This is a genomic window from Nocardioides mesophilus, from assembly GCF_014395785.1.
In the GTDB taxonomy this organism is placed as follows: Bacteria; Actinomycetota; Actinomycetes; order Propionibacteriales; family Nocardioidaceae; genus Nocardioides_B; species Nocardioides_B mesophilus.
Window position 1 is genome coordinate 2,805,037 of the sequence record NZ_CP060713.1, and the last position, 21,391, is coordinate 2,826,427.

General features: G+C 72.8%; 23 protein-coding genes and 1 tRNA gene. 17 read left to right on the forward strand and 7 right to left on the reverse strand.

The features are described 5' to 3' along the window. Positions 1–17 precede the first annotated feature (17 nt). Positions 18–731, reverse strand: a complete 714-nt coding sequence (locus H9L09_RS13525; protein ID WP_187577426.1) for a GAF domain-containing protein — start codon at positions 729–731, stop codon at positions 18–20. 176 nt (positions 732–907) lie between these two features. Here H9L09_RS13525 and H9L09_RS13530 point away from each other — a divergent pair, with 176 nt between their 5' ends. Further along, entirely contained in the window at positions 908–1,120 is a 213-nt protein-coding gene (locus H9L09_RS13530) for a hypothetical protein (RefSeq protein WP_187577427.1), read from the forward strand. Between the two features lie 12 nt (positions 1,121–1,132). Here H9L09_RS13530 and H9L09_RS13535 read toward each other — a convergent pair whose 3' ends face one another. Beyond that, entirely contained in the window at positions 1,133–1,624 is a 492-nt protein-coding gene (locus tag H9L09_RS13535; RefSeq protein WP_187577428.1) for a MarR family winged helix-turn-helix transcriptional regulator, read from the reverse strand. 96 nt (positions 1,625–1,720) lie between these two features. On the opposite strand from H9L09_RS13535, the gene H9L09_RS13540 reads away from it, so the two are divergent. The 3 genes from H9L09_RS13540 (at position 1,721) to H9L09_RS13550 (ending at position 3,899) form a co-directional block, all read left to right on the forward strand. Further along, entirely contained in the window at positions 1,721–2,521 is an 801-nt protein-coding gene (locus H9L09_RS13540) for a trans-aconitate 2-methyltransferase (RefSeq protein ID WP_187577429.1), read from the forward strand. Next, positions 2,518–2,886, forward strand: coding sequence for a VOC family protein (locus tag H9L09_RS13545; RefSeq protein ID WP_246456015.1), 369 nt, complete (start codon positions 2,518–2,520; stop codon positions 2,884–2,886). The genes H9L09_RS13540 and H9L09_RS13545 overlap by 4 nt, the downstream gene beginning before the upstream one ends. A gap of 77 nt (positions 2,887–2,963) precedes the next feature. Further along, on the forward strand, positions 2,964–3,899 hold the full coding sequence (locus H9L09_RS13550; RefSeq protein WP_187577430.1) for an acyl-ACP desaturase: 936 nt from the start codon (positions 2,964–2,966) through the stop codon (positions 3,897–3,899). A 24-nt stretch (positions 3,900–3,923) separates the two neighbouring features. On the opposite strand, the gene H9L09_RS13555 is transcribed toward H9L09_RS13550, so the two are convergent. Then, the gene (locus tag H9L09_RS13555; RefSeq protein WP_246456017.1) at positions 3,924–4,226 is read right to left on the reverse strand and encodes a transcriptional regulator; all 303 of its coding nucleotides are present in this window, start codon (positions 4,224–4,226) and stop codon (positions 3,924–3,926) included. Next, entirely contained in the window at positions 4,223–4,684 is a 462-nt protein-coding gene (locus H9L09_RS13560) for a hypothetical protein (RefSeq protein ID WP_187577431.1), read from the reverse strand. Before H9L09_RS13560 ends, H9L09_RS13555 begins: the two co-directional genes overlap by 4 nt. A 374-nt stretch (positions 4,685–5,058) precedes the next feature. On the opposite strand from H9L09_RS13560, the gene H9L09_RS13565 reads away from it, so the two are divergent. The 8 genes from H9L09_RS13565 to H9L09_RS13600 all read left to right on the forward strand — a co-directional run bounded on the left by H9L09_RS13565 (position 5,059) and on the right by H9L09_RS13600 (position 11,386). After that, positions 5,059–5,478: an SsgA family sporulation/cell division regulator gene (locus tag H9L09_RS13565; RefSeq protein WP_187577432.1), complete on the forward strand. Its 420-nt coding sequence runs from the start codon at positions 5,059–5,061 to the stop codon at positions 5,476–5,478. 118 nt (positions 5,479–5,596) lie between these two features. Beyond that, positions 5,597–5,675: transfer RNA gene (locus H9L09_RS13570), tRNA-Gln, on the forward strand. A 62-nt stretch (positions 5,676–5,737) separates the two neighbouring features. Continuing rightward, positions 5,738–7,294 (forward strand): bifunctional UDP-N-acetylglucosamine diphosphorylase/glucosamine-1-phosphate N-acetyltransferase GlmU, encoded by a 1,557-nt coding sequence (gene glmU, locus H9L09_RS13575; RefSeq protein ID WP_223164040.1) that lies wholly within the window; start codon positions 5,738–5,740, stop codon positions 7,292–7,294. A 25-nt stretch (positions 7,295–7,319) separates the two neighbouring features. After that, positions 7,320–8,300: a ribose-phosphate diphosphokinase gene (locus H9L09_RS13580; protein ID WP_187577433.1), complete on the forward strand. Its 981-nt coding sequence runs from the start codon at positions 7,320–7,322 to the stop codon at positions 8,298–8,300. 229 nt (positions 8,301–8,529) lie between these two features. Continuing rightward, positions 8,530–9,207 carry a 50S ribosomal protein L25/general stress protein Ctc gene (locus H9L09_RS13585; protein ID WP_187577434.1) on the forward strand — a complete coding sequence of 226 codons (678 nt, stop codon included), beginning with the start codon at positions 8,530–8,532 and terminating at the stop codon, positions 9,205–9,207. A gap of 70 nt (positions 9,208–9,277) precedes the next feature. Continuing rightward, the gene (gene pth, locus H9L09_RS13590) at positions 9,278–9,892 is read left to right on the forward strand and encodes an aminoacyl-tRNA hydrolase (RefSeq protein ID WP_187577435.1); all 615 of its coding nucleotides are present in this window, start codon (positions 9,278–9,280) and stop codon (positions 9,890–9,892) included. Between the two features lie 64 nt (positions 9,893–9,956). Beyond that, positions 9,957–10,760 (forward strand): 3'(2'),5'-bisphosphate nucleotidase CysQ, encoded by an 804-nt coding sequence (locus tag H9L09_RS13595; protein WP_187577436.1) that lies wholly within the window; start codon positions 9,957–9,959, stop codon positions 10,758–10,760. Then, positions 10,757–11,386: an HAD family hydrolase gene (locus H9L09_RS13600; protein WP_187577437.1), complete on the forward strand. Its 630-nt coding sequence runs from the start codon at positions 10,757–10,759 to the stop codon at positions 11,384–11,386. The genes H9L09_RS13595 and H9L09_RS13600 overlap by 4 nt, the downstream gene beginning before the upstream one ends. Before the next feature lie 13 nt (positions 11,387–11,399). Here H9L09_RS13600 and ligD read toward each other — a convergent pair whose 3' ends face one another. Further along, complete coding sequence (gene ligD / locus H9L09_RS13605) at positions 11,400–12,371, reverse strand: non-homologous end-joining DNA ligase (protein WP_187577438.1); 972 nt, start codon at positions 12,369–12,371, stop codon at positions 11,400–11,402. Positions 12,372–12,471: 100 nt separating this feature from the next. Between ligD and H9L09_RS13610 the strand changes: the two genes are divergently transcribed. The 5 genes from H9L09_RS13610 (at position 12,472) to H9L09_RS13630 (ending at position 19,267) form a co-directional block, all read left to right on the forward strand. Continuing rightward, positions 12,472–13,359, forward strand: coding sequence for a CHAD domain-containing protein (locus H9L09_RS13610; protein ID WP_187577439.1), 888 nt, complete (start codon positions 12,472–12,474; stop codon positions 13,357–13,359). 132 nt (positions 13,360–13,491) lie between these two features. Then, complete coding sequence (gene mfd, locus H9L09_RS13615) at positions 13,492–17,115, forward strand: transcription-repair coupling factor (RefSeq protein WP_187577440.1); 3,624 nt, start codon at positions 13,492–13,494, stop codon at positions 17,113–17,115. Continuing rightward, complete coding sequence (locus H9L09_RS13620; protein WP_187577441.1) at positions 17,112–17,828, forward strand: SurA N-terminal domain-containing protein; 717 nt, start codon at positions 17,112–17,114, stop codon at positions 17,826–17,828. The genes mfd and H9L09_RS13620 overlap by 4 nt, the downstream gene beginning before the upstream one ends. Before the next feature lie 314 nt (positions 17,829–18,142). Further along, positions 18,143–18,775 (forward strand): nucleoside triphosphate pyrophosphohydrolase, encoded by a 633-nt coding sequence (locus H9L09_RS22160; protein WP_425491730.1) that lies wholly within the window; start codon positions 18,143–18,145, stop codon positions 18,773–18,775. A gap of 180 nt (positions 18,776–18,955) precedes the next feature. Continuing rightward, a complete protein-coding gene (locus H9L09_RS13630) occupies positions 18,956–19,267 on the forward strand; it encodes a hypothetical protein (RefSeq protein ID WP_187577442.1) in 312 nt (103 codons plus the stop codon). 58 nt (positions 19,268–19,325) lie between these two features. On the opposite strand, the gene H9L09_RS13635 is transcribed toward H9L09_RS13630, so the two are convergent. Together H9L09_RS13635 and H9L09_RS13640 are read right to left on the reverse strand one after the other, a co-directional pair. Beyond that, positions 19,326–19,979, reverse strand: a complete 654-nt coding sequence (locus tag H9L09_RS13635) for a hypothetical protein (RefSeq protein WP_187577443.1) — start codon at positions 19,977–19,979, stop codon at positions 19,326–19,328. 544 nt (positions 19,980–20,523) lie between these two features. Further along, complete coding sequence (locus H9L09_RS13640) at positions 20,524–21,357, reverse strand: class I SAM-dependent methyltransferase (protein WP_187577444.1); 834 nt, start codon at positions 21,355–21,357, stop codon at positions 20,524–20,526. Positions 21,358–21,391: the final 34 nt, after the last annotated feature.

Here is a 21,391-nt window from a genome sequence, read left to right on the forward strand (position 1 = left end):
GACGCCGGGGTCAGCGGTCAGCGGCGGACGGCCAGCAGCGCGGCCGCGGCCTGGCCCTGGGTGATGCCGGCCCGGGCGGCCGCGCCGTTGAGCAGGTGCCGCGCCGCCGCCGTACCGACCCCGTGGACCGTCGACAGGTAGCCCACGGCCTGGTTGATGGTGTCCAGGTCGCGCAGCCGCGCCGTGGTGGCGCCCGCCTCGCGCCGGGTCTCGAAGGAGAGGTCCGCGTTCGTGATCGCGGTGCTCGCGCTGGCACCGAGCGCGTCGGCGAGGACCTGGTGGTCCCCGGCGAAGGCGTCGCTGCTGGAGGCGTAGAGGTTCACGGTGCCGATCACCTCCTCACCGGTCAGGATCGGCAGCGAGAGCGTGCTGCAGACGCCGTGCGCGGCCTGTGCCTGGGCGTCGGCGAGCCAGCGGGCCTCGGAGAACACGTCGTCGGGGCGGCCTTCGGGGCACTGGGCGGCGCCCTCGGCGGTGACCGTGGTGGCCGCTGCGTCGCGGCAGGGCGCCTCGCCGACCCGCAGCACCGCGTCCGGGGCGGCCACCTCGGGGTCGGTGGAGACCAGCGTGAACGTGAGCCCGTCCTGCACCAGGGCCAGGCTGAGCCCGACCAGGCCGGGGACCAGTCGCTCCGCGGCCTCGCCCATGCGGGTGAGCTCGTCGACGAGCTCCTCACCGCCGTAGCGGCGCAGCTCGCCGATCGACTCGCGGGTCTCCGGGATGGGCTCCAACTCGGTTCCTCCTTCTCGTCCGGACCGGTCCCGTACCCGGCGATCCGCAAATGAGGCCCCCACCGCCGGTGTCGTCCGCCACGCCGGGTGCCCGGGTTCGCCCCGGTCGGGTGAAAAGGGCTGGCCCGCGGGGAGCCCGGCGGCTCCCCGGTCGGCCCATTGACCACGATGCCGCGGTGTCGGAGTCTCGTGGCATGCAGCAGTGGGAGTACCTCCTCGTGCCCCTGGAGGACGCGGCCGGGGTCAAGAAGCAGTCCGAGGGCGTGGTGCCGGAGCGGCTCAACGTGCTCGGCTCGCAGGGCTGGGAGGCTGTCGGGCTGACCCTGAAGAAGGGAGACCTCGTCGCCTGGCCGGTCGTCCTGCTCAAGCGGGCCGTCGCCCAGCCCTAGCGGGAGCCGGCGTCAGGAAGTCTCGAACGGGGCGACCAGGGTCCGCAGCAGCGAGGCCAGCCGCTTCTGCTCCGCCGGCGCCAGCCCGGACAGCAGGTCCCGCTCGCGGGCGAGCAGCCCTGCGAGGGCGCCGTCGACGGTGTCGCGACCCTCCTGGGTGAGGCGGACCAGGACCCCGCGCCGGTCGCGGGGGTCGGGCAGCCGCTCGACCAGACCCCGGGCGGCGAGCCGGTCCACCCGGTTGGTCATCGTGCCGCTGGTCACCAGCGTCTCCTTGAGCAGCCGGCCGGGGGAGAGCTCGTAGGGCGCTCCGGCGCGACGCAGGGCGGCGAGCACGTCGAACTCCCAGGACTCGATCGAGTGCTCGGTGAACGCCTGCCGGCGCGCCCGGTCGAGGTGGTGGCTGAGCCGGCTGACCCGGCTGAGCACCTCCATCGGCCCGAGGTCCAGGTCGGCGCGCTCGCGCGCCCACGCCTCGACCAGTCGGTCCACCTCGTCCTGCATGAGGCCATCGTACTCATCGAGATTCTTGATATCGAGACATATGACAGCACCGGCCCCGGCAAGGTATCTTGACGTCAAGAGAGTGGGGGGTGGATCGTGCCGCAGGACCGTTGGGACCCGGAGCGTTACCTGGCCTACGCCGGCGAGCGGGGGCGACCGTTCGTCGAGCTGCTGGCCCGGGTCGCCGCCGACTCGCCGCGGACGGTGGTCGATCTGGGCTGCGGTCCGGGCAACCTCACCCGGCTGCTCGCGCGGCGCTGGCCGGAGGCGTCGGTGCTCGGCGTCGACTCCTCGCCGGAGATGGTCGCCGCGGCGCGGCGCGACGACCCGGGCAGCGGCGTGGCCTTCCAGGTCGGCGACGTGCGGAGCTGGACGCCCTCCGGCGGTCCCGTCGACGTGCTCGTCTCCAACGCCACGCTGCAGTGGGTCCCCGGCCACCTCGAGCTGCTGGGCGGCCTGGTCGGGCACGTGGCGCCGGACGGCTGGCTGGCCCTCCAGGTGCCCGGCAACTTCGACGAGCCGAGCCACGTGATCCGGCGCGAGCTCGCGGCCGAGGAGCCGTACGCCGCTCACACGGCCGGTGTCGCGGTCCCCGACGCGTTCGGGCCGGAGGTCTACCTCGAGGCGCTGACCGGTCTCGGCTGCGAGGTCGACGCCTGGGAGACGACGTACCTGCACGTGCTCACCGGGGAGGACCCGGTGTTCACCTGGGTCTCCGGCACCGGTGCCCGCCCGACCCTGTCCGCCCTGCCCGAGCACCTGCGGCCCCGCTTCGAGGCCGAGCTCAAACGCCGGCTGCGCGAGGCCTACCCGGCCCGACCGTACGGCGTGGTGCTGCCGTTCCGGCGGGTGTTCGCAGTGGCCCAGATGAAGCCCCGACACGGAGGTCGTCCATGAAGATGAAGCTGCACCACGTCCAGGTCTCCTGCCCCGTCGGCGGGGAGGACGCGGCCCGCCGGTTCTACGGCGAGGCGCTCGGGCTGCCCGAGGTCGAGAAGCCGCCGGTGCTCGCCGCGCGCGGGGGCTGCTGGTTCCGGGGGCCCGACCTCGAGGTCCACGTCGGTGTGGAGCAACGGTTCACGCCGGCGGCCAAGGCGCATCCGGGCCTGCTGGTCGACGACGTCGAGGCACTGCAGGCGCTGGCCACCCGGGTGGCGGCCGCCGGCTTCCCGGTCACCTGGGACGACGACTTCCCCGGCTACCGCCGCTTCTACACCGCCGACGGCAACGGGAACCGGGTCGAGGTGCTGGCCCCGGCGTGAGCCAGGGTCGCGTTCCGCTTCCCCGGTCGTTACGGTGGCAAGGGCGGGTTCATCCGGGGCCTGCGGAGGGAGACGCCATGAGCGCGACCATGACCCAGACCCAGCTGCTGCTCGAGCTCGAGCAGGTGGTGGAGGAGAACCTCAACCGGCACCTGAAGGTGGCCAAGGACTGGTTCCCGCACGAGTACGTCCCGTGGAGCGACGGCCGCAACTTCGACGGTCCGCTCAACGGCGACCCGTGGTCGCCCGAGGACTCGCCGATGTCCGACGTGGCCCGGTCCGCCCTGGTGGTCAACCTGCTGACCGAGGACAACCTGCCCAGCTACCACCACGAGATCGCGCTGCTGTTCGGTCGCGACGCCGCGTGGGGCGACTGGGTGCACCGCTGGACCGCCGAGGAGGGCCGGCACGGCATCGCGATCCGCGACTACCTGCTGACCTCGCGGGCCGTCGACCCGACCGAGCTGGAGCAGCTGCGCATGCAGCACATGTCCACCGGCTACGAGTCCGCGCACAGCCAGGACCTGGTGCGGTCGCTGGCCTACGTCTCCTTCCAGGAGCTGGCCACGCGGGTCTCGCACCGCAACACCGGAAAGCTCACCGACGACCCGGTCGCCGACGCGCTCCTCGCCCGGGTCGCCGCCGACGAGAACCTGCACATGATCTTCTACCGCAACCTGCTGCAGGGGGCGCTCGAGCTCGCGCCGAACCAGACGATGCGGGCGATCACCGACGTGGTCAAGACGTTCGCGATGCCCGGCACCGACATCGAGGGCTTCCAGCGCAAGGCGGTGCAGATGGCGGTCGCCGGCGTCTACGACCTGCGTCAGCACCGCGACGACGTGGTCGCGCCGGTGCTGCGGTTCTGGAACGTCTTCGACATCGAGGGCCTGGACGCCGAGGGCGAGCAGGCCCGCACCGAGCTGGCCGAGTTCATGGAGGAGCTCGAGAAGCAGGCGCTGCGATTCGAGGACAAGCGTGACGTCCTCAGGGCACGGATGGCCGCTCGCTGAGCGCTGCGTCCGGCCCCGCCGGGCTCACTCGCCGAGGAGGCCCCGGAGGGTGGCGCGGTGCCGGTCGTACGCGCGCCGCCCGAGCCTCGTGGCCCGGTACGCCGTCACGGCGCCCCGACCGCGCCCGCTCTTGGTGACGCTCACGTAGCCGGCTGCCTCCAGGGCGGCTGCCTGCTTGGAGAGGTCGGAGTCGCTGACGCCCAGGTGCTCTCGCAGGAAGGCGAAGTCCGACGACGTCGACCCGGTCAGCACGGCCATGATGGCCAGCCTCTTGGGCGCGTTGAGGAGCGGGTCCAGGCCGTCGAGGGCGGAGGGGGGTGGTGTCACAGCAGCCGCTCACGAAGGCGCGCCGCGATGGCGGCGTACTCATGCTCGTACCACGCGACGACGACCCCCGCGCCGACGCCCGCGGTCGCGGCAGCCCACCACGTGCCGACCTGCTCACCGATCAGCCAGGCCGCGCCGGCGACGGCGGCGGCTCCGAGCGCCATCGTGAGGATCGCCCGGCGGAAGTCACGGGGCGGGAGGCCGCTGGGATACGTCCCGCGCCGACGCCGGTCCCACGCGATCGCCGCGAACATGGCCAGGATCAGGCCCAGCTGGGCGAGCGACTGCACGAACCCGTCGAGAAGGCCGACCACCAGCGCGAACGCCGCGGCCCACAGCCCGAACCCCACCGTCCACCAGACCGGGGTGGGGGGATAGACCACCCACGAGACCAGCTCCCCGCGCTCGATCTCGCGGAGCTGCTCCCGCAGGGAGTCGCGATCGCCATTGCTTTCCATGATGGAAACAATATGACTCACTTTCCATCTTGGCAAGTGGCGATGGGTGCGCCTGTCCGGCGTGGCTGCAGCGAGGGGCCGCGGTCCGGAGGAGGACCCGCCGCTCCGGTTACTGGTCAGTTCGGGTGGTCGGAGATGGCCCGACATGACTAGGCCAGTTCCTCTGGGGGGTCACGGATAGGTCACATGGGTGGGGGTCTTTCTACGCATGACGGGCGGATCAGGCAGACCGCACTGGCGCTCCGCCGAGCCAGTTGAGAACATCGACCACGGCGCGGTCCGAAATCCTTCGGTCACCAAGATGCGCCCTCCCCAGAACGGCACATTTCTCGTCCGGCCCTCGGGTCGGACGTGAGGATCCACGGAGCCCCCGAATGAACACCGCCCCCCACGTCGTCGTCCAACCCCTTGCCCTGGAGCTGCTCGGCTCCCAGCCCCCGGCCGTCGCCGAGGCCGAGCTCCGCTACGACCGGGACGACCCGTACGCCGTCACGCTGGTGTTCCTCGAGGCCGGGAACGACGTGGTCTGGCTGTTCGGCCGGGACCTGCTGCTCCAGGGGGTGTCCGAGCCCGCGGGCGAGGGTGACGTGCACGTGTTCCCGTCGGTGGACGCCGAGGGCAGGGCCGTGATCATGCTGTCCCTCTCCTCGCCCGACGGTCAGGCGCTCATGAAGGCACCGGCCGCCGACGTCCTGGACTTCCTGGCCCGCGCCACCCACGAGGTGTGGCCCGGCACCGAGCACCACCTGGTGAGCACCGATGCCGTGATCGCGGCGCTGCTCGTCGACGACTGACCCGCCGGTTCCCCGCACGTCCCTGTCGGACCTCGTCGGGCCGCGCCGCCACCGGTACGCCGCCCGCGCCGGTCGATGCGTAGTCTGGTGCCCCTGTTTCGGGCTCGGCCCGGAACGTTCCCCGGTTGGTCTGCCGGCAGGGCCCGCCTGACTTTGAATCAGGACTAGCGACGTAGGTTCGACTCCTACCCGGGGAGCGAGGCGCCAGGCTGCGCACGACGCGAGCAGCCGACGCCGGGACCAGGACCGAGGAGAGCGTGTGACGCAGACGGTGGACCGTCCGACAGCGGTGATCGTGCTGGCGGCCGGCAACGGCACCCGGATGAAGTCGAAGCTGAGCAAGGTGCTGCACCCGGTGTGCGGGCGCAGCATGATCGGCCACGTCCTGACGGCCGCCCTCACCGTCGACCCGGAGTACGTCGTCGCGGTGGTCGGTCACGGCCGGGACGAGGTCGGCCCGCACGTCCGGCAGACCGCGCCGGGCGCACTGCTGGCCGTCCAGGAGAGCCAGGACGGCACCGGTCACGCGGTCCGGGTCGGCCTGGACGCGTTGTCCGCCGTCGCCGGCTCGCCCGAGGGCACCGTCGTGGTGATGGCCGGGGACACCCCGCTCATGGAGGGATCGACGATCGCGGCGCTGGTCGCCGAGCACGGCAGCGCCGGGCGCGCGGTCACCGTGCTCACCGGCGAGGTGCCCGACCCGCACGGCTACGGCCGGATCATCCGCGACGAGCACGACGGCGTCGCCGCGATCGTCGAGGAGAAGGACGCCGACCCGCAGCAGGCCGCCGTGCGCGAGATCAACTCCGGGGTGTTCGCCTTCGACGGCGCCTTCCTCGCCGACGCGCTGACCCGGATCACCAACGACAACGCCAAGGGCGAGTACTACCTCACCGACGTGGTCGGTCTGGCCCGCGCCGGGGGACGCCCGGTCGGGGCCTTCCGGATCGACGACGTGATGCAGACCGAGGGGGCCAACGACCGGGCCCAGCTCGCCGGTCTCGGAGCCGAGCTGAACCGACGGATCCTCACCCGCTGGATGCGCGAGGGCGTGACGATCACCGACCCGGCGACCACCTGGGTGGACGCCGACGTGGTGCTCGCACCGGACGTCACCCTGCTGCCCGGCGTGCAGCTGCTGGGCGCGACGGTGGTGGCCGAGGACGCGGTCATCGGGCCGGACTGCACCTTGAAGGACGTCGAGGTGGGCGCCGGCGCACGGGTGGTCCGCACCCACGGCGAGCTCGCGGTGATCGGCGAGCGGGCCAACGTCGGCCCGTTCTCCTACCTGCGGCCCGGCACCTACCTGGGAGCCGACGGCAAGATCGGCACCTTCGTGGAGACCAAGAACGCCCGCATCGCGGACCGGGCCAAGGTGCCGCACCTCTCCTACGTCGGCGACGCCGAGATCGGCGAGGGCAGCAACATCGGCGCCGGCACGATCTTCGCCAACTACGACGGCGTGGCCAAGCACCGCACCACCGTCGGCCGGGAGGCGCGCACCGGGTCGAACAACACGTTCGTCGCTCCGGTGCGCATCGGCGACGGGGCGGTGACCGGCGGCGGCACCGTCGTACGCCGCGACGTTCCGCCCGGCGCGCTCGCCGTCTCGGCGGGCCAGCAGCGCCACCTCGAGGAGTGGGTGCTGCGCAAGCGGCCCGGGAGCGCCGCCGCGGAGGCGGCCGCGGCGGCCCTCGCCACGGGCGACGGCGAGCCGGCGCCCGCGGGTGGCACGTCTCACCCCGCCGCACCCGAGGTCGCTTCCGAGACCCACTCTGAGCGACAATCAGGTGAACCCCAGCCTCCAATCGCATGAACCCCCAGCCTCGAGGAGATGCGGCGTGAGTGGTCTGAAGCGCACGACAGAGAAGAACCTGATGGTCTTCAGCGGACGCGCCCACCCCGAGCTCTCCGAGGAGGTGGCCGAGCTCCTCGGGTCCGGCCTGGTGCCGACGGCGGCCTACGACTTCGCGAACAGCGAGATCTACGTGCGCTTCGAGGAGTCGGTCCGCGGGTGCGACGCCTTCGTGATCCAGAGCCACACCGCTCCGGTGAACGAGTGGATCATGGAGCACCTGATCATGGTCGACGCGCTCAAGCGGGCCTCGGCCAAGCGGATCACCGTGGTGATGCCGTTCTACGGCTACGCCCGCCAGGACAAGAAGCACCGCGGCCGCGAGCCGATCTCGGCGCGGCTCATGGCCGACCTGTTCAAGACCGCGGGCGCGGACCGGCTGATCGCCGTCGACCTGCACACCGCGCAGATCCAGGGGTTCTTCGACGGCCCGGTCGACCACCTGATGGCGCTGCCGATCCTCTCCGAGTACGTCGCGTCGAAGTACGGCGGCGAGCAGCTCGCCGTGGTCTCCCCGGACGCCGGACGGATCAAGGTGGCCGAGCAGTGGTCGAGCCGGCTGGGCGGTGCCCCGCTGGCCTTCATCCACAAGACCCGCGACATCCACCGGCCCAACGAGTCCGTCGCCAACCGGGTGGTCGGCCAGGTCGAGGGCCGGATCTGCGTGCTGGTCGACGACATGATCGACACCGGCGGCACCATCGTGAAGGCCGCCGACGCGCTGATGAACGACGGGGCCGCGGGGGTGGTGATCGCGGCGACGCACGCGATCCTCTCCGACCCTGCCGTCGACCGGCTCAAGAACTGCCCCGCGACCGAGGTCGTGGTCACCAACACGCTGCCGATCCCGGCCGACCGGCACTTCGACAAGCTCACCGTGCTCTCGATCGCACCGCTGATCAGCCGCGCGATCCGCGAGGTGTTCGAGGACGGCTCGGTCACCAGCCTCTTCGACGGCCAGGCCTGAGCGAAGCCCCCGCGGACACGATTCGCCTCCGGTCCCGGGGCTCCGCTAGGATCGGGAAGTTGCCTCGGCGAGGGAGACCTAGGACTCGCTCCGTGATCGACGTGGTGGCTCGGCTGGCTTGTCGCCTTCCGTGCGACCCGCCGCGCGCCCGTACTCCGGAGCGCCTCCCTCACCGGTGTGACCACCACGCAGCACGACCATGCACGAAGCCTTAGTTGAGGAGTTCCCCATGTCGGAGAGCAACATCCACGCCGAGACCCGCACCGAGTTCGGCAAGGGCGCCGCGCGCCGCATCCGGCGCGCCGCCAAGGTGCCCGCGGTGCTCTACGGACACGGCACCGACCCGGTGCACATCAGCCTGCCGGGCCACGACACCATGCTCGCGCTCAAGCACGGCGGCGCGAACGCGCTGCTGACGCTGACCATCGAGGGCAAGGAGCACCTGGCGCTGCCCAAGCAGATCCAGCGTGACCCGATCAAGGGCTTCCTGGAGCACCTCGACCTGGTCCTGGTCCGCAAGGGCGAGAAGGTCACCGTCGACATCCCGGTCCACGTGATCGGCGAGCCGGGCCCCGACGGCATGGTCGTCACCGAGCAGTCCACCGTCTCGGTCGAGGCCGAGGCGACCCACATCCCCGAGTTCATCGAGGTCTCGGTGGAGGGTGCCGAGGTCGGCGTGCAGATCTTCGCCAAGGACCTGCAGCTGCCGAAGGGCTCCACCGTGCTGGCCGACGACGACGCGCTGATCGTGCACGTCACCCACGCGCCGACCGCCGACGAGGTGGAGGCCGAGCTGGAGAGCGCCGAGGCCGAGGCCGGCATCGAGCGCGAGGAGCCCGAGGCCGAGAGCGGCGAGGCGGCCGCGGCTGCCGAGGGCGGCTCGGGGGAGTCCTCCACCGAGGAGTGACCCCGTTACGCTCGCTGCCGTGTGGGGCGAGCGTGTGAGAGCGATCTTCAACAGGAAGGCCGGGGATCCCGTGAACGACGCGTCGACCGGCTCCGAGAGCGGAGCATGGTTGGTGGTCGGGCTCGGGAACCCCGGCCCTTCCTATGCCGGTCACCGGCACAACGTGGGCTACCGGGTGGCCGACGAGCTCGCCTCCCGGCTGGGCAGCGGGTTCCGTCCGCACAAGTCCGGCCGGGCCGACGTCGTCGAGGGACGGCTCGGTGGCCCCGGCGGGATCGGCGGCGAGCGCGTCGTCCTCGCGCGACCCCGCTGCTACATGAACGAGACCGGCGGCCCGGTGTCGACGTTGGCGAAGTTCTACAAGATCCCGGTCGAGCGGATCATCGCCGTGCACGACGAGCTCGACATCGCCTTCGACACGCTGCGCGTCAAGCGCGGCGGCGGCGACAACGGCCACAACGGCCTGCGGTCGATGCGGCGGTCGCTGGACTCCGGCGAGTTCTACCGGGTCCGGGTCGGCATCGGCCGGCCGCCCGGCCGTCAGGACCCGGCGTCGTTCGTGCTCTCCGACTACTCGTCCGCCGAGCGGAAGGCGCTGCCCTTCCAGGTGGACCGTGCCGCCGACGCCGTCGAGTCGCTGCTCACCGAGGGCCTCGAGGCCACCCAGAGCCGCTTCAACAGCTGACCGGCTGCCCGCGAACCCGACCTGCCCGCGAACCTGACCTGCCCGCGAACCGACAGGAGTCACCGTGACCGACCTCCCCACCCCTCCCGAGGGCGTCCTCGAGGACGACCACCGCTTCGCCGCCTGGGCGGCCACCGTCGCCGGCGAGCTGCTGACCGAGGTCCGCGGCCGCGGGCTGGAAGGCAAGGCGCTCAAGGACGCCGGTGACGAGTCGGCGCACGACCTGCTCATGCAGCTGTGCGCGGCCTACCGTCCCGAGGACTCCGTGCTCTCCGAGGAGAGCAAGGAGACCCACGAGGACACCCGCCGGCTGAGCGCCGACCGGGTCTGGATCATCGACCCCCTCGACGGCACCCGGGAGTTCTCCGAGCCGCCGCGCGAGGACTGGGCCGTCCACGTGGCGCTGTGGGCCCGCGCCGCCGACGGCCAGGGCGGGGACCTGGTCGCCGGTGCGGTCGCCCAGCCCGGTCTCGGCACCACCTTCCACACCGGCGAGCCCCCGGTGCTGCCGCCGCGCACCTCCCAGCGGCCCCGGATCGCGGTCTCTCGCACCCGGCCGCCGGCGTTCGTGCAGGCGCTCGCGGACGAGATCGACGCCGAGCTGGTGCCGATGGGCTCCGCCGGCGCCAAGGTGATCTCGGTGGTCCGCGACGTCACCGACGCCTACGTGCACGCCGGCGGCCAGTACGAGTGGGACTCCGCCGCACCGGTCGCCGTCGCCCGCGCGGCCGGGCTGTTCACCTCCCGCGTGGACGGCAGCCCGCTGGTCTACAACCAGGCGGACGTGCTGCTGCCGGACCTGATCGTGTGCCGGCCCGAGCTGTCCGAGGCGATCGTCGACTTCGTCCGCCGCAACGGGACCGAGTGAACGCGGCCGACCCTGCGGTGCGGACGGTCCTCTGGGATGCCGACGGGGTGCTCCAGCACCTGCCGGCCGGCTGGGAGGCCTCGATGCGCCCGGTCGTCGGGCACCTGGTCGACGACGTACAGGGGTTCCTCGACGAGGCCTTCGCGGCCGAGCGCCCGGCCCTGACCGGGGAGGCCCGCTGGGTCGAGGTGCTGCCGCGGCTGCTGGAGCGTTGGGGGCTGGCGGACTCCTACGACGAGGCGATGCGGGTCTGGCTGACGATGGAGCCCGTGCTGGAGACCCGGGAGCTGGTCGGGGCGCTGCGCGACGCGGGCGTCCGCTGCTGCCTGGCCACCAACCAGGACGAGCACCGCGGCCGGCACATGCACGCGACGCTCGGGTACGGCGACCTGTTCGACGACACCTTCTACTCCTACGAGCTCGGGGTCGCGAAGCCCGACCCGGCGTACTTCCGGCGGATCCTGCAGCGGCTGGACCTGCCGGCCGACCGCGTGCTGTTCGTGGACGACAACGCCGCCAACGTGCAGAGCGCCCGCGGCGTCGGCCTGCGTGCGGAGCAGTGGCACGTCGACGACGGGCTGCAGACGCTGCACCGGCAGCTGCGGGCCCACGGGCTCCCGGTCTGAGCCCGCGCCCGGCTCAGGAGTCGTCGTCGGGCAGGTCCGGCACGGGGTTGCCGGCGGCCTCGTCTCGGTCCGCCCACTCCAGCAGCGGCGCGAGGTCGAACACGTGGTCGTCGATGTCGGCGTGCAGGTCGCCGAGCTCGGCGTAACGCGCCGGGACGGTGGCGATCGTGCAGTCGCCGGGCTCGACGTCGTCGACCTCGTCCCACCGGATCGGCGTGGAGACGGTCGCCTCCGGGTTGCCCCGCACCGAGTAGGCCGCCGCGATCGTGTGGTCGCGGGCGTTCTGGTTGTAGTCCACGAACAGCGCCGCCGAGTCCCGGTCCTTGCGCCACCAGGTGGTGGTCACGTCCTGGGGGGAGCGCCGCTCGACCTCGCGGGCGAAGGCCAGAGCCGCCCGGCGCACGTCGCCGAACCCGTGGTCGGGCCGGATCCGGACGTAGACGTGCAGCCCGTTGCCGCCGGAGGTCTTCGGGAAGCCGGTGGCGCCGAGCTCGTCGAGCACCTCGTGGGCGACGTGGGCGACCCGACGGACGGTGGCGAAGTCGCACTCCGGCCCGGGGTCGAGGTCGATGCGCCACTCGTCGGGCTTCTCGGTGTCGGCGCGCCGGCTGTTCCACGGGTGGAACTCGACGGTCGACATCTGCACCGCCCAGATCACCTGCGCGAGCTCGGTGACGCAGAGCTCGTCGGCGGTGCGGTTCCAGCGCGGGAAGTGCACCCGCACCGTCTCCATCCACGGCGGCGCCCCGGCCGGCAGCCGCTTCTGGTGCACCTTGTCGCCGCTCACCCCGGTCGGGAAGCGGTGCAGCATGCACGGGCGCTCGAAGAGCGCGTTGACGATCCCGTCGCCGACGGCGAGGTAGTAGTGGACCAGGTCGAGCTTGGTCTCGCCGCGGGCCGGGAAGTAGACGCGGTCGGGGTTGGAGATCCGGACGACCTTGTCGTCGACCTCGAGCTCCACCGACGGTGACTTCGACGACGCCATGGCAGCCAACCTAGCCGCAGTCCCCGACAAGTCGCTGACACCGCAGCGGTGCGCCGACAGGATGGCGCCATGACCTCCTTCGTCCCGCACACCACCGTCGATGTCTGACCCGGGCGGCACCGAGGTGGACCGGCTCCTGCGGGGCCGGCTCGCCGAGCTGGCCGGGCAGGTGCGCCGTGCTGAGGCGATGGTGCGGGCGGAGGAGGCCGAGGGCGTCCACGACCTCCGCGTGGCGATGCGACGGGCACGGAGCCTGCTGGTCAGCTTCGAGGACCTGCTGCGGTGGCCCGCCACCCAGCGCCTGGTCGAGGACCTCCGCTGGTCCGCCGCCGAGCTCAGCGGGCTGCGCGACGTGGAGGTGGTCCAGGAGCGGTTGGAGGTGCTGCTGGTCGCCGATCCGGTCGAGCTGCTGCTGGGCCCGGTGTCGGCGCGGGTGGCCGACCACGTGCGGGCGGCCCGGGCCTCGGAGCTGGTCCGGGTGCAGGAGCTGCTGGCCGACAACCCGCCCCGGCTGCTCGCCGACGAGCTGGAGCGGGTCGTCGCCGAGGCGCCCGGCAGCGCGTCGGTCGACGACGTACGCCGCCGGTTGCGCCAGGACTGGCGGCGCACCCGGCGCCGGGCCGGCCGGGCTGCTGCGCTGCCGGCCGGTGACCGTGCCCTCGACGCGGCGCTGCACGACGTGCGCAAGGCGGCCAAGCGGGCCCGCTACGCCGCCGAGACCCTCAAGCCGCTCCTCGGCGAGCGCGCCGAGGAGATGGAGAAGGCGGCCGAGGCCGTGCAGCAGGCGCTCGGGGACCACCGCGACACGCTGCTGACCCGGGCGGCGCTGCGCCAGATGGGGGTGCAGGCGCACCTCGACCGGCAGAACGGCTTCAGCTTCGGGCGGATGCACGCCCTGGAGCAGGTGGCGGGCGAGGGCTACCTCGAGGTCTACGCGACCGCCCGGGACCGGCTGGACGCCAAACGGCTCCGTCGCTGGCTGCGCTGACCCGGCGGCCGCCGTCGGTGACCCCCGTAGACTGGCGGCACCCCCTCGACGTCCCGGCCCACCGCCGGCCGGCAGGGGGCCGTCGTGTTGCCACCGGCAGCCGCGGACCGCCGAAAACAGGGAGTCGAAGCGTTGAGCGTGCAGGGACTGGCCGACCTGGTCCTCGGGGACAAGACCCTGGCCACCGCCGTGGAGGACGCCCGCGAGGGCGCCGTGGCGGCGTTGGACCTGACCGGGCCGCCGGCGCTGCGGCCGTTCGTGGTCCGCGGGCTCGTCGACGCCGGCCGCACCGTGCTGGCGGTGGCCGCCACCGCCCGCGAGGCCGAGGACCTGGTCGACCAGCTCGGCTGCCTGATGGACCCCTCGCTGGTCGGCTACTACCCGTCCTGGGAGACGCTGCCGCACGAGCGGCTCAGCCCGCGCAGCGACACCGTCGGTCGCCGGCTGGCCGTGCTGCGCCGGCTGGCCCACCCCGGCGACGACCCCAGCAACGGTCCCCTCAAGGTGGTCGTGGCGCCGATCCGCTCGGTGCTGCAGCCGCAGGTCAAGGGCCTGGCCGACCTCGAGCCGGTCGAGCTGGAGGCGGGTGGCCGGGCCGACCTCGAGGACGTCGTCCGGCGGCTCTCCGGGGCCGCCTACAGCAGGGTCGACCTGGTGGAGAAGCGCGGTGAGTTCGCGGTCCGTGGCGGCATCGTCGACGTCTTCCCGCCCACCGAGGAGCACCCGCTCCGCGTCGAGTTCTGGGGCGACGAGGTCGAGGAGATCCGCTCGTTCGCGGTGGCCGACCAGCGCACCCTGGAGCCGGTGCAGCGGCTCTGGGCGCCGCCCTGCCGCGAGCTCCTGCTCACCGACGAGGTCCGGGCCCGGGCCAAGGCGCTCGGCGAGGCCCACCCCGAGCTCGCCGAGATCACCGAGAAGCTCGCGGAGGGCGTGGCGGTCGAGGGCATGGAGTCGCTCTCACCGGTGCTCGTCGACGAGATGGAGATGCTGGTCGACCTGATGCCGGCCGACACCCACGTGCTGGTGCTCGACCCCGAGCGCGCCCGCAGCCGCGCCCACGACCTGGTCGCGACCAGCGAGGAGTTCCTCGGCGCCTCCTGGGCGGCGGCCGCCGGCGGCGGTCAGGCCCCGATCGACTTGGGCGCCGCGTCCTACCGCAGCATCGCCGACGTCCGCGAGCTCAGCCTCGGCCAGGACAAGCCCTGGTGGAGCGTCTCCCCGTTCGGCATCGCCGACGAGGACCTCTCCGACCCCCTGCGCGACTCGCTCGGCGAGATCGTCAGCGCCGGCGTCGACTGGCAGAGCGGCGCGGTGGAGAGCCGGACCGTGGCGGTGCGCCCGGTCGAGGAGTACCGCGGCGACGTCGAGGGTGCGGTCGCCGACGTCCGGACCTGGCTCGGCGAGGGCCGCCGGGTCGTGCTGATGACCGAGGGGCACGGGCCCGCGCAGCGGATGGTCGAGGTGCTCGGCGAGCACGACGTCGCCGCCCGGTTCGTCGAGACGATCGCGACGGCCGACGACGTACCCCGCGACCTGGTGGTCGTCACCACCGCCACGCTCGCGCACGGCCTGGTGTTCGACGAGCTGGTCATCCTCACCGGTGACGACGTGTCGGGGCAGCGCTCGTCGACCAAGGACATGCGGAAGATGCCGGCCCGGCGCAAGCGGCAGATCGACCCGCTCGAGCTCAAGGCCGGCGACTACGTCGTGCACGAGCAGCACGGCGTCGGCCGCTACCTGGAGATGAAGCAGCGGGAGGTGCAGGGCGCCACCCGCGAGTACCTCGTGCTGGAGTACGGCGCCAGCAAGCGCGGCGCCCCCGCCGACAAGCTCTACGTCCCCACCGACCAGCTCGACCAGGTGACGCGCTACGTCGGCGGCGAGCAGCCGTCGCTGGACCGGCTCGGCGGCGCCGACTGGGCCAAGCGCAAGGGCCGCGCGCGCAAGGCGGTCAAGCAGATCGCGGCCGAGCTCATCAAGCTCTACGCCGCCCGGCAGGCCACCAAGGGCCACGCGTTCGGTCCGGACAGCCCGTGGCAGCGCGAGCTCGAGGACGCGTTCCCGTTCACCGAGACCCCGGACCAGCTGTCCACCGTCGACGAGGTCAAGCGCGACATGGAGCGCACCGTCCCGATGGACCGGCTGGTCTGCGGCGACGTCGGCTACGGCAAGACCGAGATCGCGGTGCGGGCGGCGTTCAAGGCGGTCCAGGACGGCAAGCAGGTGGCCGTGCTGGTGCCGACGACCCTGCTGGTGCAGCAGCACTTCTCGACCTTCGCGGAGCGGATGTCGGGCTTCCCGGTGGTGCTCAAGGGGCTCTCGCGGTTCCAGACCGACAAGGAGGCCGCGGAGGTGATCGCGGGCCTGCAGGACGGGACCGTCGACATCGTCATCGCGACCCACCGGCTGCTGAACCCCGACATCAGGATGAAGAACCTCGGCCTGATCATCGTCGACGAGGAGCAGCGCTTCGGGGTCGAGCACAAGGAGCAGATGAAGCGGCTGCGCACCAGCGTCGACGTGCTCTCGATGTCGGCCACCCCGATCCCGCGGACCCTGGAGATGGCGATCACCGGGATCCGGGAGATGTCGACGATCACCACCCCGCCGGAGGAGCGCCACCCGGTCCTCACCTACGTCGGCGCCTACGAGGACCGGCAGGTGGTGGCCGCCGTACGCCGCGAGCTGCTGCGGGAGGGCCAGGTGTTCTACATCCACAACCGGGTGCAATCGATCGAGAAGGCCGCCGCCCGGATCCGCCAGCTCGTCCCGGAGGCCCGGGTCACCGTGGCGCACGGGCAGATGGGCGAGCACCAGCTCGAGCAGGTGATGCTGGACTTCTGGGAGAAGAAGGCCGACGTGCTGGTGTGCACCACGATCGTGGAGTCCGGCCTCGACGTCTCCAACGCCAACACGATGGTGATCGAGCGCGCCGACATGCTCGGGCTCTCCCAGCTGCACCAGCTGCGTGGCCGGGTCGGGCGGGGCCGCGAGCGGGCCTACGGCTACTTCCTCTACCCGGCCGACAAGCCGATGACCGAGACCGCCCACGAGCGGCTCGCGACCCTGGCCCAGCACTCCGACCTGGGCGGCGGCATGGCGATCGCGATGAAGGACCTCGAGATCCGCGGCGCCGGCAACCTGCTGGGCGGGGAGCAGTCCGGCCACATCGCCGACGTCGGCTTCGACCTCTACGTGCGGCTGGTCGGCGAGGCGGTCCACGAGTTCCGCGGCGACGGCGCCGAGGACGAGGGACTCTCGGAGGTCCGGATCGAGCTGCCGATCGACGCGCACCTGCCGCACGACTACGTGCCCAGCGAGCGGCTCCGGCTGGAGATGTACAAGCGGCTCGCCGAGGTCCGCACCGACGGGGACGTCGACCTGATCCGCGAGGAGATGGTGGACCGCTACGGCTTGCCTCCGGAGGCGGTGGCCTCGCTGCTGGCGGTGGCGCGGTTCCGCGCCCGGGCCCGGGCGGCGAAGCTGACCGACGTCACCGCGCAGGGCAAGTACGTCCGGTTCGCGCCGGTGGAGCTGCCCGACTCCGCCACCGTCCGGCTGAACCGGATCTACCCCAAGAGCATCCTCAAGCCCGGCGTGCGTACGATGCTCGTGCCCCGCCCGTCGACAGCCGTCGTCGGGGGACGGCCGATCCGCGACGAGGAGCTGCTCACCTGGTCCCGGCAGGTCGTCGACACCGTGATCGACCCGGCCGGGGCCGTGAGACCGACCGAGGAGAGTGTGAAGCAGCCGTGATCCGTGCGCACGTGGGCAAGTGGGGCAAGAAGGCCAGGCTCTCGGCCGCTGCCGTGGTCACCGCGGCGACGCTGGCCGGCTGTGGGATGCACCCGGGTGCGGCCGCCGTGGTCAACGGCTCCGAGGTGAGCGAGGGTCGCGTGGACGACGCCGCGGTGGCGCTCTGCTCGGCCAACATCACCGGCGCCGCGGCCCAGGGCCAGCAGGTTCCGGTGCTGCCGCTGCGCGGCGCCCGCCAGGCGGCCCTGCAGCTGATCGTCGAGAGCAAGCTCGCGGAGCAGTTCGCCGCCGAGAAGGGCATCACGGTCGACCAGAGCCAGGTCTCGCAGTTCGTGGAGCAGAACCAGCAGGGGATCGCGGCGCTGCCCGAGGCCCAGCGGCAGGACTTCCGCGACCTGCTCACCGGCTACCGCACCGCGCAGCTGATCTTCATCGCGGCCGGCAAGGAGTCCCTGGCGAGCCAGGGCAACCCGCGGGCCAGCGACGACCAGGCCGAGGCCGAGGGGCGCAAGGTGTTCAGCGCCTGGGCCAAGGACGCCGACGTCGAGGTGGACCCGCGCTTCGGCGACTACACCGACGGTTCGCTGGTCCCGGCCAGCGGCTCGCTGTCGATCCCGGTCTCCGCCTCGGCCAAGGCTGGTGCGGCCGCGGAGCCGAGCGATGCCTGGAAGGCCGGTCTGCCGGTCTCGCAGCGGTGCAGCTCACCCTCCTGATCACCAGCCCCCGGGTCGCTCCGGGGCTGATGTCGTGGTCGGCGTGGCAGGCGGTCGCGGCCGCCGACCGGGTCCTCGCCGCGGACGCCGCGCTGCCGCTCGCCCGGGCGGTGGCCGCCGCCGGTCACCGGGTCGACGTGCTCGCCGACGCCACCGGACCCGGGCTGCTCGTCGCGGCCCGCACCGCGTCCGTGGTCTGGCTGGCTTCGGACGCCGAGGCGGACCGGCTGCCCGGCGAGCTCGCGACCGCGATCGTGAACCCCCCGGCGGCTGCTGATCCGGACGACGGGGCCTCCGAGGTCGAGGTCGAGGTGCTGCACGCGTCGTACGACGTGCCCGGCGCCCGGCTGCTGGACCTGGTCACGGTGATGGACCAGCTGCGGCTGCACTGCCCCTGGGACCGCGAGCAGACCCACCGGTCGCTGGCGTCGTACCTCGTGGAGGAAACCTACGAGACGCTGGAGGCGATCGAGAGCGGCGACCCCGTGCACCTGCGCGAGGAGCTCGGCGACCTGCTGCTGCAGGTGGTCTTCCACGCCCGGGTGGCGGCCGAGGCGGACCCGCTCGAGGGCGGCTTCGACATCGACGCGGTCGCCGGTGGCATCGTCGACAAGCTCGTGCACCGGCACCCCCACGTCTTCGCCGGCCTCGACGTCGCGGACGTCGCGGAGGTGGAGGCGAACTGGGAGACGCTCAAGCACGCGGAGAAGGGTCGCGACTCCGTCCTCGAGGGCGTACCGCTGGCGCTGCCGGCGCTCGCGCTCGCGGACAAGGTGGTCGGCCGGGCCGGCCGCGTCGGGGTCACCCCGGCCCTCGGCGGGTCGTTGGGGGAGCGGCTGCTGGCGCTGGTCGTCGAGGCCCGGGCCGCCGGGGCGGACCCGGAGCAGGAGCTGCGCGACGCGGTACGCCGTCTCGCGGACGCCGTCCGGGCGGCCGAGACGCGCTGAGGCCCAGACGGGTGTCCCGGTTGCCTGCCGCGCCCCATGCAGGCGCGGCTACCGGATCCGTCGGATTGTGGACTCTGGATCCCCCGACCACCCCGGTCCGACGAGGGCAGAAGGCGTCATGACGACCCTGTCGGCCGAGCGCTAGCGTCGGGTTTTCCGACCAGGGAAGGCGGGACCAACATGGTGTTGAGGCGATTCTCCGCAACTATGCTCTGCGCGGCCTTGCTCGTCGCCGGCTCGGCTGCTCAAGCGGTCGCCGGGGAGGTGAAGGGGCCGCCGGGCATCCCCGACAACACCAACGAGACCGGGGCGCTGGATCACGCCAACTCGGCCTGCGCCGCCAGCGGGCTGAACGACCTGGACTCCACCGACCCCGTCGGTCAGCTCACGTCCCAGGTCCAGACTGCAGCGGACTCGTGGAAGTACTACGGCTTGCCGAAGGGGGCCCCGGGCACGCTCGGTCTGTGTCGAGGCGGTACGGGCGAGAGGTAGGCGGCCGCCGCCCCTTGCCGAGCCGGTTGCGGTCGGACACGGGGGCGGCGACACCCAGTCAGACGAGCGCCTCGCCGCCATCGGCGGCCAGCGCCGCGGCCACCTGCGCCTCGTGCCGGCGCAGCAGCGCCGGGTCGGTCGGCGGCAGCAGGTCGTCCCAGAACGCGAGCATGGCTCCGCGGCCCTGCATCATGCCCAGCGGCCGGGCGTAGAAGTGCAGGTGGAAGTGGGCCGACCCGTCGCCCCAGCGGCCCATGTGGGTGCGGGCCACCCCGTCGAGCCCCTGGATGGCGCCGGAGAGCCGCTGGATCATCGGACCGAGCGCGGCGAGCGTCTGCCCGTCCAGCTCGTGCAGCAGCAGATGGTCGTTAGGGGCGAGGCCGGCCCAGAACGGCAGCCCGGTCGACGGCGGCGCCGCGACGTGCCAGTGCTCGTCCTTCCAGAGCCACCGGCCCCAGTCCGTGGGCCGGCAGTGACCGCACTCGGCCGGGTCCAGCTCACCGTGCCGCGGGCGCTCGGGGACCAGCATCGGTTCGACCGGCGCGCTGACCAGGCGGCCGTCGGACACCTCGAAGCCGAAGAACGGCGAGCCGGTCAGCTCCTCCGCCGACAGCCGCTCGCCGACCGGTACGCCGGCGTGCCACGGGGACGTGGCCGGCTCGGTCTCGTAGCCGTCGGAGCCGCTGCTGGTGTCGGTGTCGTCGGTGCTCATCCGGCGCAGTCTGCCACCCGGCGGACCCGCGGTGTCGGGTCAGCGGCAGCAACGAGCGCGCACGGTGACTGCTAGTTGCTGGTAAACGGGGATGTGGTGCGCAACGAGGGAGCACGGTGACCGCTGGTTGCCAGTAAACGGGGGGGCGGGGCGCAACGAGGGTGCACGGGGAGCGCTGGTCGCGGTCGGCGAGGGAGCCGGGGGCGTGGGCAGCAACGAGCGCGCACGGTGTCCGCTGGTTGCTGGCGAACGGGGGTGCGGGGAGCAACGAGCGCGCACGGTGACCGCTGGTTGCGGTGCGCGAGGGAGGCGGGGGCGTCGGCAGCAACGAGCGCGCACGGTGACCGCTGGTTGCCAGTAAACGGGGGTGTGGGGCGCAACGAGGGCGCACGGTGACCGCTGGTTGCTGGTCCGCGAGGGAGGCGGGGGAGTCGGCAGCAACGAGGGCGCACGGTGACCGCTGGTTGCTGGTAGACGGGGGTGCGGGGCGCAACGAGCGCGCACGGTGACCGCTGGTTGCCGCCACCCCTCCACCGCCGGCAGGTCAGCCGGCGGGGCGCCGGCCGAGGGTGTGCCGCACGTCCTGGTGCAGCACGATCGCGCCGGAGCCGTCGCGGGCGCCGGCGAGCAGGTCCGCGGCCCGGGCGAAGACGACCTCGCGCTCGGCCTCCGGCACGAAGCCCCACATCGCCCGCTGGCCCGTGCCCATCGAGAAGCGCCGCCACTGCTCCGCGTCGGCGAAGCGGACCGGGAGCCGCTCGTGGACGGTGCGGACCTCGCTCGCCCCGGCCGAGCGCATCAGCTCCTCCATGCCGGCGTCGGAGGTGAACGGACCACCGCGGCCGCGGGTGCGCGGATCCAGCAGGTGCGGCGGCAGGTACGGCTCGAACAGCGCGTCGACGGCGCGCCAGGTGTCGTCCTGGTCCCCGAAGGTGGTCACGCCGATCCGGCCGCCGGGCCGCAGCAGGCGCACCCAGCCGGCGAGCGCGGCGCCGGGGTCGGGCAGGAAGAACAGCACCAGCGACGAGGCCAGCAGGTCGAAGGAGCCCTCGGCGGCCGGCGGGTCGGTCGGCGCGGTGGCGTCCATGACCGCGGCACGCACGTTGCCCAGCCCGGCGGCGGCGACCCGGGTGTGCTCGACCATCGCGGGGGCCAGGTCGACCGCGGTGACGCTGCCGTCCGTCCCGACCGCCCGGGCCAGGAGGAGCGTGACGGCGCCGCGGCCGCAGCCGACGTCGAGGGCCCGCTCGCCCGGGCGTACGTCGAGCGCCGCCACCAGCTGCTCGGCGATCGGCTCGAAGAAGGCCACCCCGGACTGGTCGTAGTCGTCGGCGAGCCGGTCGAAGAGGGCACCCACCTGCTGTGTCTGCTCGCTCATCTGCTCAGTGTTGCGGCGTTGTCAATGCCCGGCC